The following is a 16,343-nucleotide window of genomic DNA, read 5'->3' on the forward strand; positions in this document are numbered from 1 at the left end:
TTCAGCTAGCGCTTGACACAAAACCTGTTGTTCTGTTCATATGATTTTATTGTGAACATTTGAACACTGCAGGAGACGAGATGACGCCCGCGACCGACAACATGTCATCGGCCGACGAACGCCGCGCTGCACTTCTGGGGGAAACGGGCTGGCGTGCCACCATGCCACCGCTTCTGGGCCCGACCCAGGTTCCGCTTGCTGCCCCGATTGCCATGCTGGCGATCATTGCGGTTGGTATGGCTCTGGCAGCCCCCAACTTTTTTGCGGTAGGCAACCTGCGCGCGATTGCGCTGGATGCGTCGCTGATCATGCTGCTGGGGATCGGCATGACGGCCGTGATCACTGCGCGTGGGATTGACCTGTCAATCGGTGCAATCCTGACCCTGTCGAGCGTGGCATTCGCTGCCGCGCTCAAGGATTTCGGCCTGCCGCTTTGGGTGTCGATCTTCGTTGGTCTGACCGTGGGCGCGCTGTGCGGGCTGTTCAATGGTTTGCTGATTACCCGGCTGCGGATGCCGGATTTCATCGTAACCCTGTCCTCGGAGCTGGTGTTTCGCGGTCTGGCGCTGGTCTATGCCGGCGGAGGGGTCTTTTTCGGCTTTCCCGAAGTCATCACCTTCCTCGGTCGGGGGCGTGTGATGGGTGTGCCGATGCCGCTGATCATCGCGCTGACGCTGGTTGTCGTGGCACATTGCATCTTTGCCTATCACCGGGTCGGAATGCGGCTGCACGCGGTCGGGGGTAACCCGACGGCGGCCAAGCGTCTGGGCATCAGCGTCACGGGCTATCGCGTTGGTGTCTATGTCTTCATGGGCATCATAGCGGCCATTGGCGGCATCATCCTGACCGGCCGGTTGGATGCGGTGGTGGCTTCGGGCGCCGTGACCATTCTGCTCAACACCGTTGCCGCCGTGATCGTGGGGGGAACCCACCTGTTCGGCGGGCGCGGATCAATCATCGGCACGCTGCTGGGGGCCTGGTTGCTGGCCACCATCACCAATGCCGTCGTCATGCTGGGGTTCGAAGCGTTCTGGCAGCACGTCGCCGCTGGTGCGGTGATCCTGATCACCATCGCCCTCTATTCCCGCAGAAACACCCGCGCCGAAGAGTGAGCGCAGGACCAACAACCCGGATGCACTGAACCAAAAATGGGAGGAAATGCCATGAACGGAAAGATGTCTCTGAAAGGCCTGTTGCTGTCAGGTCTGCTGATCTCGGGCCTTGCCCAGCATGCGACCGCGCAAACCGTGCCGGATGCAGCCAAAGAGCGGGGCTATCTGCTGTTGCCCGAACTGCATGAAATGCTGCCTGCCGAACGCGATGCCATGACCGCGTTCATGGGGAAGGTGCAGGCCGCAGCGGTTACTTCGGAAAAGACCTATGACAAGCCGCTGAAAGTCGCGCTGATGTTTCCCAGCCTTGAAACCTCGGATGCCTGGGCGCGACTGAACCTGTCGATCCGCGCCCGGATGGAGGAAATGGGCGTGCCGTTCGAGATCGTGGAATACATGGTCAAACCCGATGAACATGACCGTCAGGGCGCGCAGGTTGAACAGATCCTGGCCAGTGATTTCGATTATGTCGTGATCGGGCCGACCGAATATCAGGTGCAGAAATCCAACATCGCCCGCCTGTCTGCCGAAGTGCCGACACTGGTGATGAATGTGGTCAACCCGTTTGTCGACCTGCTGGGCACGGCGAACCAGCCGATCACCCATGTCGGTTTTGACCACACCATCGGCGCCGAAGAGCTTTGCCGCTGGACGATTGCGGAAACCGGAGGCGAGGGCAAGATTGCGCTGCTGCGCTATATTCCGGGCCTGATCGACTCGCAGCGGTCTGACCATTTTGCCAAATGCGTCGAAGACAATTCCAATCTGCAGATCGTTGATCATTTCGAGGCAAACGGCGACCGTGAGCTGTCGTTCTCGGGGGCCAATGCGTTGCTCAGCCGCCATCCCGACATCAAGATGCTGCATGCGGCCAGCACCGCCATCGCCCTTGGTGCGCTGGCTGCTGCGACGGAACGCGGGGTGCTGGATGATGTGATCATCAACGGTTGGGGCGGCGGCGCGGATGAGCTGAAGTCGATCATGGACGGCGGGCTGAAGGTAACGGCCTTCCGCGTGAATGATGACTGGGGCACTGCTGTCGCCGAAGCGATCCGCGCCCATGCCGAGGGTCAGCCGGTGCCGGTGGTTCTGGCCGCCACCATCAAGGCGCTGGATTACCGGCTGACACCGGAACAGATCACGACAGAGACGGATTACGCGTTCCGCTACTCGGGCAAGCTTGACCGCTAGACAGCACAAGGGTCCGGGGTTGCGACCCCGGATCACACCTGCCCGCAAGCGGGCTTTCCAGAAAATGAGGCAAGTCGATGAGCGTGGTTCTGAGCGGCATTGCGAAATCCTACGGTGCGGTCAAGGCGATCGAAGACATTGATCTGACCGTCGAAGCCGGCGAGGTCGTGGGCGTTCTTGGTGACAACGGGGCGGGCAAATCCACCCTGATGAAGATTCTGGCCGGGGCCACCGCCCCTGATGCCGGAACAATCATGGTGGATGGCGAAACCTATAACTTTGCCAATTCCAGCGCGGCGCGGGATGCCGGAATTGCAATGCTGTATCAGGATCTGGCGTTGTGCGACGACATGTCGGTCGTCCACAACATCTTTCTGGGGCGCGAGATCACCAACCGCTTTGGCTTTCTGCGCTACGGCGCAATGCGCAAGCGGGCGCAAGAGATCGTCAACAGCTTTTCGGTGCGCCCCTTTGATGTGCGTACGCCGTCGGGCCATCTGTCGGGCGGGCAGCGTCAGGTTTCGGCGCTGGCGCGCACCACGGCCTTTGGCAGCCGCTACATCATTCTGGACGAGCCGACATCTGCCCTGTCGCCATCGGCACGCGACGAGGTTCTGGCGATCGTCCGCGACTTGGCCGATCAGGGCATCGGCATCATCATGGTCAGCCATGACCTTGGCCATGTGCGCAAGGTCTGTGATCGCGTCGCCATCCTGCATCTGGGCCGGATGGCCGGGATCCGCAACATGGCCGAGACCAGCCAGGACGAAATCATCTCACTCATTGTTCAGGGTCACGCCTGAACCTGCTTTTCCACGAAAGGACCGACCATGCGTCGCAAAGGTATTCTGAACGTCAAACTCAGCCGCGCCATTTCTGAAATGGGGCATGACGACATCATGCTTGTCGTCGATGCGGGCTTTCCCATGGTCTATGATGACCGTGTCATCGACCTTGCCCTGTGCCCCGGCGTGCCCGACCTGCGTACGGTGCTGAGTGCCATCCGGCAGGACATGTGGGTCGAAGCCTTCTACATGATCGAGGAAGCCAAGGCCAACAATCCCAACGCCTGGGGCACCACCAATGAGGTGTTTCCAGACGCCCTGCCCGACACCCGCCCGAACAGCTGGTTCCACGAGGAAGGGTATCACGGTGCCAAATACATTGTACGCACCGGCGGCTGGATGCCCTGGGGCAATGTCGCGCTGATCTCGGGCATCCCGGTCAAGGAGTGGTTCGACAACACCGGCGGCGATGTTCCCGACAGCTGGACCGAACGCCACGCGCTGAACGTCAAACATGGCATGACGGGGGTGAAGTGAGCATGTTCGTGCAATTGGTTCACATCAGGGTGAAGCCTGACAAAATTGACGCTTTTCTCGACGCCTTTCGCATCAATTATGAGGGCACAACACAAGAGCCCGGAAATCTCCGTTTCGATGTTTTGCAGGATCGCGATGAACCGACGCAATTCACCATCGTCGAGGTTTTCCGCACAGCGGAGGCGGTGGATGATCACCGCAAGACAGAGCACTATCGCCAAACGGTCGCGCTGTTAGACGACATCATGGAAGGCCCGCGCAGCAAGGATCTGTATCACCTGCGCATGTCTGACCTGATCTCTCATCCCGCGCATTAAGGGGGGGCCATGCAGTCACGTTGGAATGATGCCGAAGCGGCCCATAATCGTGTTTCGGCGGGGCCAGACCCGGCAGATGTTGATCTGGCGGATCGGGTCTACACGTCGCGGCTGATCGGAGGAGATCCTGATCTGGTGCTGCATGGCGGGGGCAATACCTCGGTAAAGACCGTTCGTTTGTGGCCCGACGGATCACGCCGCGCGACGCTGCATGTCAAGGGAAGCGGCTGGGATCTGGCCACGATAGAGCCAGAGGGCCTGCCGGCGCTCGACCTTGAGGCGCTGCAATCCGCGCGCGATCTGCCAAGGATGTCGGATGAGCAAATGGTTACCTTTCTGCGGGCCAATCTGATGGACCCGGCGGCGCCGAACCCGTCGCTGGAAACCCTGCTGCACGCATTCCTGCCCGCCAAATTCGTGGATCATTCGCACGCCTCTGCCGTGTTGGCGCTGGCCAACCAACCAGATGCCGCGCAGATCGGGTCCGATATTTATGGCAAACGACTGGCCATCGTTGACTATGTGATGCCAGGCTATGATCTTTCTATTGAAGCGGCCCGGATATATGACAGCAATCCGGATTGCGAAGGGCTGTGGCTGGTCAATCATGGTCTCTTCACCTTTGGCGAAACGGCGCAACAATCCTACCAGCGGATGATCGAGTTTGCTGCGATGGCAGAGGGTTATCTATCCGATCAGGGTGCCGCACTGGACCCTGAGCCGGGTGCGGACTGTGCACTGCCGGAACGGGACCGGGATTTTGGGCAGCGTCTGCAGCAGGCGATGAACAAGCGCGGCCATGGCTGGGCGACAGCGGTGCTTGATTTCCGCACGTCTGAGCTGATCCGGGCGATCCTTGACCAGCCGGAATATGTGCAGGCGCTGCAACGCGGCACTGTCACACCGGATCATGTCATCCGGTTGAAGCCGTTTCCGCTTGTGCTCCGGCGCAATGCGACAATGGCTGACATTGATGCCGCTTTGAGCGATTTCGCCACCCGGTACCGGCAGTATTTTGATCAGGGCGCGGCCCGGACGGCTGAGTCCAAGATCATGCTTGATCCGTTGCCGCGGCTGGTTCTTGTTCCGGGCTTGGGTCTTTTCGGAATCGGAAAATCCGCTGGTGACGCCAGGATTGTGGCCGATCTGGCCATGCAGATGGTGCGTGTTGTTTCTGCGGCAGAACGCTACGGCATTTTTGCGCCGCTTCATCCGCTACGACTGTTTGAAATGGAATACTGGTCGCTTGAACAGGCCAAGCTGAGAAAGAGCTAGGTGAAGGACCGAAAAGGTCTTTCCGTCGGACTGGCAAACTACAGGTCGATGCGATGATCTTGCTGACGTCAACGCAGGCGCACTGAGGCGCGGGCGGAGCGGCCGGAGGCATCTATGACCGAAAGATTGACAAAGCCGGTGCCGGGCAGGGTCAGCAGCGCTTGCCGTGCGCGGTCCTGTATCACGACCGGCACGCCATCGGCGAGCCAGGTGAAGGGGGCGCGTCCGCCGGAGACCTTGACCATCAGCGCGCCATTCAGCAGTTCGACCTCGGCCCCGTCGGGTGGGAAGGCGACGGCAGGCGCATCGGCATCGGCGGCGAGGCTGTCGCGCGGGCGGAAGCGTTGCAGCGGTTGCGGCAGCTGGGTGTTTGACACCAGAAGCGTTGAGGGTGGTGCAGGCGGCTGCGGCTCCAGCCGGGGCGCGATGCGGCTGAACGCCTGAAACAGCACCGGGGCCGCAAGGTCTGCGCCAAAGGCACCGGGCACCGGCGTGCCATCGGCGCGACCCAGCCAGACACCGACCACATGCCGCCCATCATAGCCGATGGCCCAGGTGTCGCGGTGGCCATAGCTGGTGCCGGTCTTGTAGGCCAGCCGGTTGGCAGGCGCGCCGGGCGGCGGCGCCAGACCGGCGAGGATATCGCCGACCTGCCAGGCGGCAGCGGCGGACAGCAGGCGCTGACCTTCGGCCCGTGTGCCCTCCATGCTCCATGTCAGCGGCAGCGCCACACCGCCGCGTGCGATGGCGGCGTAAAGCTGCACCATGTCGGTCAGGCTGATGCCGATGCCGCCGAGGCCGATGGCGAGGCCGGGCTGGCCGCCGGGCACCACGGCACGAATGGCAGCCTTGTCGAAAGCGGCCAGCAGGCGTGGCGGGCCCATGGCATCCAGCAGTTGCACCACCGGCAGGTTCAGCGACAGTTGCAGCGCGTCACGCACCCGGATGGTGCCGCGAAACTGGCGGTCGAAGTTTTGCGGCGCGTAGGTGCCAAAGCGCTGCGGGCGGTCCTCCATCATGGTTTCGGGATGGGCGAGGCCCTGATCAAAGGCGAGGCCGTAGATCAGCGGTTTCAGGGTGGAGCCGGGGCTGCGCAGCGCGGTGGTCATGTCGACAAACCCGGCGCGCTGGTCGGACTGAAACGCGGCGGAGCCAACCGAGGCGAGAATCTCGCCGGAGGTGTGGTCGGCGACGACGATGGCGATCTGCAGGCGTTCGCCCTGCGTGGCGATCGCGTCGCGGGCCAGCGATTCCAGACTGCGTTGCAGGCTGGCACGCAGGGTGAGGATGTGGCGGGTTGCCGTGGGGGCCTGCGCGCGGGCGCGGTCGGCCAGATGCGGGGCAAGGGCCGGGAAGGGCTGGCGGGCATGCGGCACCGGCTCGGTCAGCGCGCCCTGCGCCATATCGCCCGCCACGATGCCATCGCGCAGGGCACGGGCCAGAACGCGTTCGCGCGCGTCGACTGCGCGGGCATGGGCGCGGTCGGGCCGGCGGGATTCGGGGGCTTGCGGAATGGCCACCAGCAGCGCGGCCTCTGCCGGGGTCAGGCGGCGGGGTTCCTTGCCGAAATAGGCGAAGGAGGCGGCGCGCACACCTTCGAGATTGCCGCCAAACGGGGCGAGGTGCATGTAGAGTTGCAGGATCTGGTCTTTGCTGAGCCGACGCTCCAGCGCCCAGGCCACGCGCATCTGGCGCAGCTTGCCCGCCATCGCGCCGGTGCCGGAAGCCTCCAGCAGACGGGCCACCTGCATGGTCAGGGTAGAGCCGCCCGAGATCACGCGGCCATTGCGCAGGGCCTGTGCCACGGCGCGGCTCATCGCGCGCAGGTCGACGCCCGCGTGGTCGTAGAACCGCTTGTCCTCATAGGCGATCAGCATGGCGCGGTAGTCTTCGTCCACCTGTGTCAGATCGACCGCCATGCGCCAGCGGCCATCGGCCACGGTATAGGCGCGCAGCAGGGTGCCGTCGCGGTCTGTCACCTCGACCGAGGTTTCCAGCGCAAGCTGGGGCAGGGCGGTGGCGGTGATCCAGTCGTCAAAGCGGTCGCGGGCCAGTCCGGTCAGGAACAGGCCCGCGGCGAGGGCGAAGGCGTATCTTGCGCGCATCCCCCTGTGTCCGTCACTCGGCAATCGTCATCCGGCCGGTGTCGGACCGGGCGCGGAACGACGGGCGGTACATATCCTCGACCGAGGCGGCGGGGTGGTGAAAATCGCCCGGCGAGATGGCGCGGACGATGTAACCCAGGCGGAAGGCATCGCCATTGGTGCGGTCGATCGCGGTGAGGAAGCGGTCTTGCCGGAACTCGCTATGGGCCACGTTGGCTTCAAGGTTCAGCCATTCCAGATTGGCCACCTGACCGCCGGAAATCAGGTTGGGGTTGTCGATCTCGAACCCGGCGGGCAGCGGGTCAGAGACCATCAGCCGCGCCTCCCCCTTGCCATAGGGGGTCACCTCCAGCACCGTCACCAGCCGGTCGCCGGTGCGGATGCTGTCAAGCGTCGCAGGCTCCCCTTCCAGCGTGTAGTAGCTGCGGGTGATGGCATAGCCGTTGCCGCCTGCGGGTTCCGGCTCCAGCGGCACGCCGTAAGCGGTGAGGGTCAGCTGGGTGTCGGCACCGCTGTTCTGCACCGCGACCGGGCCGGTGTCTGCGGTCAGCACCTTGACCAGCGGGCCGCTCAGGGCTGCGCCGTTCAGGGTGATGCCGTCGAGTCCCGGACGGTCGATCAGGGCGTTGGTCGCCATCAGCGCCCATGTCGCTTCTTGCGTGGACAGGGTGGCTGCATTGCCGGAGATGCGGATCGTCAGCGCCTCCTGGTTGATGGCTTCGGTGCCGGATTCCACCGCGAGGGTGAGGATCGCGGCCGCGTCGCGGAAGTTGGTGCCGTAATCGGCACGGAAGGTCTGCTCCGTTTCCGTCGCGGTCAGCGCGAGAACCCGCGCACCGGCGCGGCGGAACATCGCGTCGGCGCGGGGCTGGTCGCCGTAGCTGGCAAGGGCTGCGCCAAGCTGGGCCTGAGCGAGGGCGGTGCGGAAATCGTCGCCTTTGACATCGGCATAATAGCGCAGATCGCCGATGGCGGCAGCGCCTTCGCGGGCAAGCACCATGAGCGCATAGGCCAAGGCTTCGCCGCCGCCGTTGGAATTGGCGTCGAAGTCGGGGGCGTAGTTGACCTGTGCCCGCAAGCTGTCGAGCGCGCGGCGGAAGGCGAGGTCAGGCACCGCATGGCCCTGCGCCCGGGCGCGGCTGAGGAAGTCGGTGACATAGGCATCAAGCCACAGATCCCCGCTGCCTGGCGACCACAGGCCAAAGCCACCCTCGGCGCCCTGATTGGTCAGGATCTCGGCAACCGCCTGTTCGATGCGCAGGCGGATGTTGTCGGCCCCTTTCAGCTCCATCGCTTGCGCGACCTGATCGAAGTACAAGAGCGGCAGGGCCTTGGAGGTGACCTGCTCGGTGCAGCCATAGGGGTAGCGGTCGAGCGCGGCCAAGAGGCCGGGTGCGTCCATCCGGGCCAAGGGGCCGATGGCCATGCTGGCCTTGGCAGAGGCAGGGGCGAGACCGGCGAAGATGGTATCGTCCAGTGTGAGGGTCTGGCCTTGGGCAAGGGTCATGCGGGTGGTGCGGGCAACCTCGGGATCGTTGGATTGCACCGGCAGGGTGAGGGTTTTGACCAGTTGCTTGCCGTCCGGGGTGGTGAGGGCGACGGTAATGGTCTGGATGCCCGCGTCCCGCGCCGTGACCGGCACGGCAAAGACGGTTTTGGCCTGATCGCCGAGGTCAAAGCCGGAGGGAACCGCGCCAAGCGTCACGCCGCTGGCGGTTACGTCAAGGCCCATGCGACCCGAGGGGCCAGTGGCGTGGACGATTTCCAGCAGCATCCGGCTGCTGTCGCCGGGGGCCATGAAGCGGGGCAGGCTGGCGGTGACCACGACCGGATCACGCACCAACACGTCGGCATTGGCCTGACCCACGGCTTTGGCAGACCATGCCACGGCCATGATTTTGACGCTGCCGTTGAAGGAGGGCAGGGTGAATGTGGTGCGGGCATAGCCATTGGCACCGACCTGAACCGGGCCGGTGAAATAGGCGACCAGTTCTTCGGTGGGCGGCGGGGCTTGCAGACGGGCCTGCGCGCCCGCATCGCCGCCAGAGCGGACGGTGCCGGTGGCGCCGTTCAGCCCGTCGATCAACCGGCCATAAACGTCACGGATGCCAATGCCCAGCTTGCGCTGGCCGAAGTAATGGCCCGAGGGGTCGGGCGGGGTAAAGGCGGTCAGGTTCAGGATGCCCTGATCCACCGCCGCGATGGTGACCCATGCGGCCTCGCCCTCGGTGATGCCGTCAACCTTGATCGCCACATCCAGCGGACCGCGCGGGGCGGCTTCGATGACCGTCTCGACCGTCACTTCCAGCTGGCGGGCTCCGGGATCAACAGCAGCATGGGTCAGGCCAAGCGCGCGGGCCGGGTTGCGGCCGGCGGCCACATCCATTGGGCGCAGGACGGATGCGGTGACGTAAACGCCCGCGCCCCAGTCATCGGTGACCGGCAGGGTGATGAGGTTTTCGCCTTCTGTCACCTCGACCGCCTGCATGGCGATCAGGCGGTTGGACAGCACGGTGACCAACGCGGTGCCCGCCGCACGCGGCACGATGCGCAGCGTGGCGGTGTCGCCGGATTTGTAGGCCGGTTTGTCGAGCGACAATTCCAGCGTGTCGGGGGTGGAGGTCACATCGGCGGGGGCGTACCAGCCGGCGTAGAAGGTGGTGGAGGTGACGGCGCCATTGGCAGCTTTCACCCGCAGCTCATATTCGCCCCATTGCACGGGGGCTTTGATTTCCGTTGCTTGCGCACCCAGCTTGGCATTGCCCTCGGCGGTGATGCTGCGTGAGATCACCGGCTCCCAGTTCCAGCTGCCATAGCTTTGATACCATTGGTAATTGGTCTCGATCCGGGTGACCTGCCACTCCACGTCCATGTCGGCGGGTTTGCCGTCAGGGCCAAGGCCGATCAGGTTGAACCGGGCCTCAGTGCCTTCGGCCACCACGTCTTCGAACATCGGGCGGACGCCGATCATCGGGGTCGTCGGGGTCAGGAGTTTGGTGAGCTGACGCTCCACCGGGCGGCCCGAGCCTTCGGCAACGCGGACGGTAAACCGCGCCTCCAGCGGTTGCTGCGGGGCGTCGGCAGAGGGGAAGGCGGGGAAGATTGTGGCCACGCCGGAGTCGTCGGTACGCTCGCCGCCGAAAGATTCCATGCGGGCGTCAAAGGGTTCATCGTGCGGGCCGAAGACATAGCCGGTGAAGCCCGCAATTTCTTTGGCGGCGCGCAACAGCACCTCGCCTTCGATGGCAAGGTCAGCGCCGGGGGCACCGAAGAGGTAGCGGGCGTTGATGGTCAGGTCAGGGGTGTCACCAAGGCGCAGATCCCCCTCGGCAAGCGACAGATCAAAGTCGATGCGCTCGGGTAGAAAATCCTCAACAAGGAAGGTCTGCGAGGTCAGCGGCTCGGCATCGGGGTCGGCCAGGACCTCCAGCCGCCAGACGCCGCGCTGGGCGGTGCCGGCGATGGGCAGGGCAAAGACATGGCCGCCCGCGCCGGCATCTTCGACGAGTGAGCGGGAGTATTCGACGCCGTCAGGGCGCTTCAGCCGGGCGGTGAGCGGCAGACCGGGAACGGCCGCAGCGGTGCTGTCGCGGGCAAGTGCGGTGGCGTAGACCGTTTCACCCGCGCGGTAGGCCCCGCGATCGGTGGTCAGAAAGACATCGACCGGCGGGGCGGGCGCGCGCCCCTCAACCCCGCGATCCGACAGGTCGAACTCCGGGTCGGTGAGCGACAAGAAGGAGAGGTCGTCAGCCCCATCGCGCGCCACGATCAGGGCCGGAGCAGCGCCTGCGGTGCCACGGGTGAGGCCTGCATCAAAACGGGCATAGCCCATGGCATCGGTGGTGGCGGTGGCAAGGACTTCGTTCGCGGTCGAGAGAAGTTCGACCGTTGCGCCGGTCGTGGCCTGCGCCGTGCCAAGGCTGCGGACAAAGACATGCAGCCCGTCCACGCCCGACATGGTGGTGAGGCCCAGATCGGACACTACGAACCATTGCCAGCCCGCGGGCACCTCATACGGGTCTTCGCCCGGGATGGCGGCCTTGAGCGCGTAGACGCCTGCAGGCTGGCCCTGCAGCGCCTCGGTCAGTGGCAGGCGGGTGGTGACGTCGCGGTTGACGTCAAGGCCCACGGTGGCGTTGCCGGACCAGACCTGCGCGCCGACTTCGCCGCTGAAGTCGTTTTCCTGCCAGTTGGAAATCGGCTGGCTGAAATAGCCGTTCTGAAACGCGCGCAAGAGGTTGCGGTCGGTGACGCGGAACAGGGTCAGGTCAAGCTTGTCGGTGTTGACGGTTTCGACCGGGATCGCGGCTGAGTCGCCTTTTGGCAGCACATAGGCGCGGCCCGGAAAGCGGACCCCGGCGCTGCGGTCGCGGACATAGGCTGTGATGGCGACGGATTTCGCCATGTCCTGCCCGTCGGCGGCAGGCAACCCCTCGCGGAAGGTCACGGTATAGCGCGCTCCATGGGCCAGCCCCTCGACACACAGGCTGCGATAGCCGTCAGAGGTGACGGTCAGGCCCGGTTGCGGTAGCTGGACAAAGGTTTCGTAATCCACCCCGGCCTTGACCAGATCTTCGGAAAAGCTGGCGCAGATGCGCGGGCGCAGGGAATCGGCCTGCACCTCGTGGTCGGTGATGCGGAAGCCATATTTACCGATGGCGGTATCAAGCGCTGCGGCCGTGTCGTCGCGCGGTTGCAGCGACTGCGCCAAGCGCAACGCGCCCACGGTGTCACGGCCCCGGCCCGTCACCTCCAGCGCGTCGCCCATGGTGACAAGGATTGTGTGGCGTTGGGGGGCGGCTTCGGCGCGCAGATAGGCGTTGACGGTGGCTTGCAGCGCCTGTTCGCGCAGTGCGCTCTGGCCGGAGGCGTTGCGATTGGCGGCGTTGAGCGACAGGCGGGCGTATTCAAGCCAGGCGTCCGGCGTGTCGCGCAGGCTGAGCGCGGCGCCAGCAAAGCGGACCGCAGCGGCCAGATCGTCCCGCGCTTCGGCCTCGGACGAGGCTTGCGCATGGGCCTCGGCGGGGAAGCCGTTGGCCATATGGGTCCGGCCCAGCGATTCGGCCTGATCGCGCGCGGCGCGCAGGTCGGAATCAGACAGAAAGCGCAGCTCGGCCCGGCGGGTGCTGGCGCGGGCCTCAGACCCGGGATCGGCGCGCAGGATCTGGGCCGAAACAGCACCCTGATAGGGGGCCGCTGCACCGGGATTGGCCTTTGGAAAACACGATCCGTTGCGGGTGTTGAAGGTGAATGCCGTGCATTGCGTGTTGCTCAGACAGGCGCGCTCGCAGGCCTCCAGCGTGGTGTCGAAAAGTTGCGCGACATCGCCGCCGGGCAGATCGGTATCTTGCGCCAGCACCGCGCGTTTTTCCGGCACAAAGGACTGGTCCTGCGCAAAGGAGGGCAGGGCGAAAACCAGAGACGCCGCAAGGACCGGAGCAAAAAACCGCATGTCAAAACCTCTTGTCTGAACAGGCGCATGATGATGTGCCGGGCCGTGCGGCGCAAGCGCCCTGCAGGCGATGACACGAATTGTCATGTTAATCCTCCGTTCATTCTGATGCCGTTATGGTCCGGTCTGGGCCCCGCGGCAGAAAGCGGAACGGGGAAACGGGTCGCGATGGACATGACGGAACGGTTGGCAAAGGAACGGCGCGCCCGGTTGGCAGCTCAACGTTTGCTGGAACAGAAAAGCCGGGAATTGTTCGCTGCCAATGAAAAACTGGCGGTGCATGCCCGCGTGCTGTCGGATGAAATTGTGGTGCAGCGTACTGTGGTGCGTGAGGCGCAGTCGGAAGCCGAGGCGCTGAAAGGGCAAAATGCGCGATTCGTTACCGCGCTGGAGCAGGCGCATACGCTGGCGGTCATGGCCGAGCGGCGGCTGTGGGATTCGATTGACACGATCCGTGATGGCTTTGCGGTGTTTGATTCCGGCCTGCAGATGGTGGCTGCGAACAGTGCCTTTCTGACAGCCTTTGCGGTGGAAGCGGCCAGCTCCGGGGTCAGCTATGGCGCGATGTTGCAGCTGGCGGCTGAACAGGGGCTGGTCCGGCTGGAAGGCGAGCCGGTGGCGGATTGGGTCGCGCGGATGCTGGCGCGGCTGGAGGCGGAGGGAATTGAACCGGTGGTCGTACAGATGACCAACGGCAATTATCTGCGCCTGATGGATCGTCGTGCCCGCGACGGCGATCTGGTCACCCTTGCGGTCGACATCACTGAACAGATGCGGATCTGGGCCGCGATTGAGGCGATACCAGATGGATTTGTGCTTTTTGACAGGGAGGACAGGCTCTTGACCTGCAATCAACGTTACCGTGACCTTCACGCTGAAAGCGCGGAAATTCTGCGCCCCGGCGTCACGTTTGAAGATATTCTGCGCCACGGACTTGCGCGTGGAAAATATGCCGAGGCAGTGGGGCGTGAGGCGGAATGGATGTCGGAACGGATGGCGGCGCACCGGGCACCGTCGTCGATCCATGAAGAACGATACGGCAACGGCCGCTGGCTGCGCGTGCTGGAACAGAGCACGCCCGATGGCGGCCGCGTCGGTCTTCGGGTCGATATCACCGATTGGAAAGAGCAGCAGGCGGCGCTGGAGGCCGCGCGCTTGCAGGCCGAGGCGGCAAACCGGGCGAAATCGGCGTTTTTGGCCAACATGAGCCATGAGATCCGCACCCCGATGAATGGCGTGGTGGGCATGGCCGAGCTGCTGTGCGACACGCAGCTTTCGGAAGAGCAACGGCTGTTTGCCGAAACCATCCGTTCATCGGGTGAGGCGCTTCTGGTGATCATCAACGACATTCTGGACTATTCCAAGATCGAGGCTGAGCGGCTTACCCTGTACCCCGAACCTTTTGATCTGGAACGCACAATCCATGAGGTGACAATGCTGCTGCAGCCCCGCGCACGGGCCAAGGGGCTTGACCTCATGATTGATTACGACATGTTCCTGCCGACCCGCTTTGTAGGTGATCCGGGGCGGATCCGGCAGGTGCTGACCAATCTGATCGGCAATGCGGTCAAATTCAGCGATCAGGGGCATGTGCTGGTGCGGGTGGTCGGCCCGGAAGAGGCAGAGGGCAGCCAGCAACTGCATGTCACGGTCGAGGATACCGGGATCGGGATTTCTGCGGCCAATGTTGAGCATATCTTTGGCGAGTTCAATCAGGTCGAAGATCAGCAGAACCGCAAGTTTGAGGGTACTGGTCTGGGCCTTGCCATCACCCGCCGCCTGATCGAGCGGATGGAGGGGACGATCTGGGTCGACAGCGAGCAGGGCAAAGGCGCGTGCTTTGGGTTCAGGATCCGTCTGCCGGTGTCGGACGACACGCCCGAGTCGCGGTTGCCGATCATGCTGCGGCGGGCGCTGGTGGTGGATGACCAGTTCCTGAACCGCACCATTCTGGAACGTCAGCTGACCCCGCACGGCATCGCCGTCACGCTGTGCCGCTCGGGGTCCGAGGCGCTGGCGACGCTGGCGCGGGATGGCGGATTTGACGTGGTGTTGACCGACCACGACATGCCCGAGATGGACGGGCTGGCGTTGGCGCGGCAGATCCGCGCGGCGGGGCACCGTATGCCGCTGATCATGCTATCGTCGCATCCCTGTGCCGCGCGCGAGGCCGGGGGCGATGCGGATCTGACGGCGATTTTGCAAAAGCCGTTGCTTCGGTCGGATCTGTATCGTCATCTGCAGGCTCTGTCCGTGTGCGTGCCGGGGGCCGGGGCGGTCGCTGTGGCGAGCCCGCCGGTGCCGGTCAGCGGGCGCCGTCAGATGCGGGTGCTTGCGGCCGAAGACAACCGCACCAACCAGCTGGTGTTTGCCAAGATGGTCAAGGATATCGACATCGACCTGAAATTCGCCAGCAACGGGCGGGAAGCGGTGGAGTTGTATCAGAGCTGGAAGCCGGATCTGATTTTCATGGATATTTCGATGCCCGAAATGGACGGGCGTGAGGCGGCACGTGCGATACGCCTGATCGAGGATGGCCGCAGCCATGTGCCGATCGTGGCGCTGACCGCCCATGCCATGGATGGGGACAGCACCGATATACTGGCGGCAGGGCTGGACAGGTATCTAACCAAACCTCTGCGCAAGTCCACGATTCTGGAGGTGATGGAGGCGTTTTGCCCAGACGAGGCACGGCCCGTGGGTATTGCGGCCTAGGCAGCTTGTTGTGCCGGGGCGGGTCGCAGAAACACCATCTGGCCGTTGGCAGACAAGTCGGCGCGGTGGCTGTAACCTCCAGTAGTGAAACCGCGCAGGTCGGCGGGGCTGGTGATCTGATGTACGCAGATATAGCGTGCCATCGCCCCACGGGCCCGCTTGGCCCACAAGCTGACGGTCTTGGCCTGCCCGTCGCGCTCTTCGAGAAAGACGGGGGTGATCACCGGCAGGCGCAGGGCAGTGCTGTCGACCGCGCTGAAATACTCGACCGAGGCGCAGTTGATCAGCGCGGTGGCATTCTGTTCGGCGGCAAGGGTGTTGAGTGCTTGGGCGATGCGGTCGCCCCAGAAGGCGTACAGATCGGCGCCTTTCGGGTTGGCAAGGCGGCTGCCCATTTCCAGCCGATAGGCTTGAATGGCATCAAACGGTCGCAAGAGGCCATAGAGACCCGACAGGATGCGCAGGTGCCCGGCGGCCCAGTCCAGTGGGGGGGCGGGCATCGTGCGCACTTCCAGCCCCTGATAGGTGTCGCCTGCAAAGCACTGCACCGCCGGATAGATCGTGCCGGGCGCGGGCGTGGCACTGAACGCGGCAAAGCGGTCGCGGTTCAGCCGGGCCAGCGGCTCGGAAATGTGGCTGAGTTTGCGCAGCTGATCGACCGACAGCGCGCGGGCAAGGGTGGCCAGCTCAAGGGCCTCCGCCGCAAACTCCGGCTCGGTCATCTGATGGCCGTCGGGCAGGGCCTGCGGCACTTCTTTGAGCTTTTTGGCGGGGGAGATCACGGTCAGCATGGCAGGCCCTTTCCTTGGACCCACAAGATATGGTGTGGTGCGGTGGTGTAAACCCCTATGGGG

At 64.1% G+C, this 16,343-nt stretch carries 10 protein-coding genes; 7 read left to right on the plus strand and 3 right to left on the minus strand.

The genetic code is table 11. The features are described 5' to 3' along the window. Positions 1-80 precede the first annotated feature (80 nt). From D1012_RS04395 to D1012_RS04420, 6 genes are all read left to right on the plus strand, one after another. Entirely contained in the window at positions 81-1,112 is a 1,032-nt protein-coding gene (locus tag D1012_RS04395; protein WP_118150144.1) for an ABC transporter permease, read from the plus strand. A gap of 51 nt (positions 1,113-1,163) precedes the next feature. Next, entirely contained in the window at positions 1,164-2,303 is a 1,140-nt protein-coding gene (locus D1012_RS04400) for a substrate-binding domain-containing protein (protein WP_158569197.1), read from the plus strand. 77 nt (positions 2,304-2,380) lie between these two features. Beyond that, complete coding sequence (locus D1012_RS04405; protein ID WP_118150146.1) at positions 2,381-3,106, plus strand: ATP-binding cassette domain-containing protein; 726 nt, start codon at positions 2,381-2,383, stop codon at positions 3,104-3,106. A gap of 27 nt (positions 3,107-3,133) precedes the next feature. Next, positions 3,134-3,625, plus strand: coding sequence for an RbsD/FucU domain-containing protein (locus D1012_RS04410; RefSeq protein ID WP_118150147.1), 492 nt, complete (start codon positions 3,134-3,136; stop codon positions 3,623-3,625). 2 nt (positions 3,626-3,627) lie between these two features. After that, on the plus strand, positions 3,628-3,942 hold the full coding sequence (locus D1012_RS04415; RefSeq protein WP_118150148.1) for an antibiotic biosynthesis monooxygenase: 315 nt from the start codon (positions 3,628-3,630) through the stop codon (positions 3,940-3,942). 9 nt (positions 3,943-3,951) lie between these two features. Then, positions 3,952-5,217: a class II aldolase/adducin family protein gene (locus D1012_RS04420; RefSeq protein ID WP_118150149.1), complete on the plus strand. Its 1,266-nt coding sequence runs from the start codon at positions 3,952-3,954 to the stop codon at positions 5,215-5,217. A gap of 68 nt (positions 5,218-5,285) precedes the next feature. Here the strand turns inward: D1012_RS04420 and pbpC are convergent, their stop codons facing one another. Both pbpC and D1012_RS04430 read right to left on the minus strand, forming a co-directional pair. After that, on the minus strand, positions 5,286-7,322 hold the full coding sequence (gene pbpC / locus D1012_RS04425) for a penicillin-binding protein 1C (RefSeq protein WP_118150150.1): 2,037 nt from the start codon (positions 7,320-7,322) through the stop codon (positions 5,286-5,288). Between the two features lie 13 nt (positions 7,323-7,335). Further along, positions 7,336-12,774 (minus strand): alpha-2-macroglobulin family protein, encoded by a 5,439-nt coding sequence (locus D1012_RS04430; RefSeq protein ID WP_118150151.1) that lies wholly within the window; start codon positions 12,772-12,774, stop codon positions 7,336-7,338. A gap of 168 nt (positions 12,775-12,942) precedes the next feature. Between D1012_RS04430 and D1012_RS04435 the strand changes: the two genes are divergently transcribed. Then, positions 12,943-15,489, plus strand: coding sequence for a hybrid sensor histidine kinase/response regulator (locus tag D1012_RS04435; RefSeq protein ID WP_118150550.1), 2,547 nt, complete (start codon positions 12,943-12,945; stop codon positions 15,487-15,489). Here the strand turns inward: D1012_RS04435 and yaaA are convergent. Next, positions 15,486-16,280: a peroxide stress protein YaaA gene (yaaA, locus tag D1012_RS04440; protein ID WP_118150152.1), complete on the minus strand. Its 795-nt coding sequence runs from the start codon at positions 16,278-16,280 to the stop codon at positions 15,486-15,488. The genes D1012_RS04435 and yaaA overlap by 4 nt on opposite strands. Positions 16,281-16,343 lie beyond the last annotated feature (63 nt).

The organism is Pseudotabrizicola alkalilacus, assembly GCF_003443995.1.
Lineage (GTDB): Bacteria > Pseudomonadota > Alphaproteobacteria > Rhodobacterales > Rhodobacteraceae > Pseudotabrizicola > Pseudotabrizicola alkalilacus.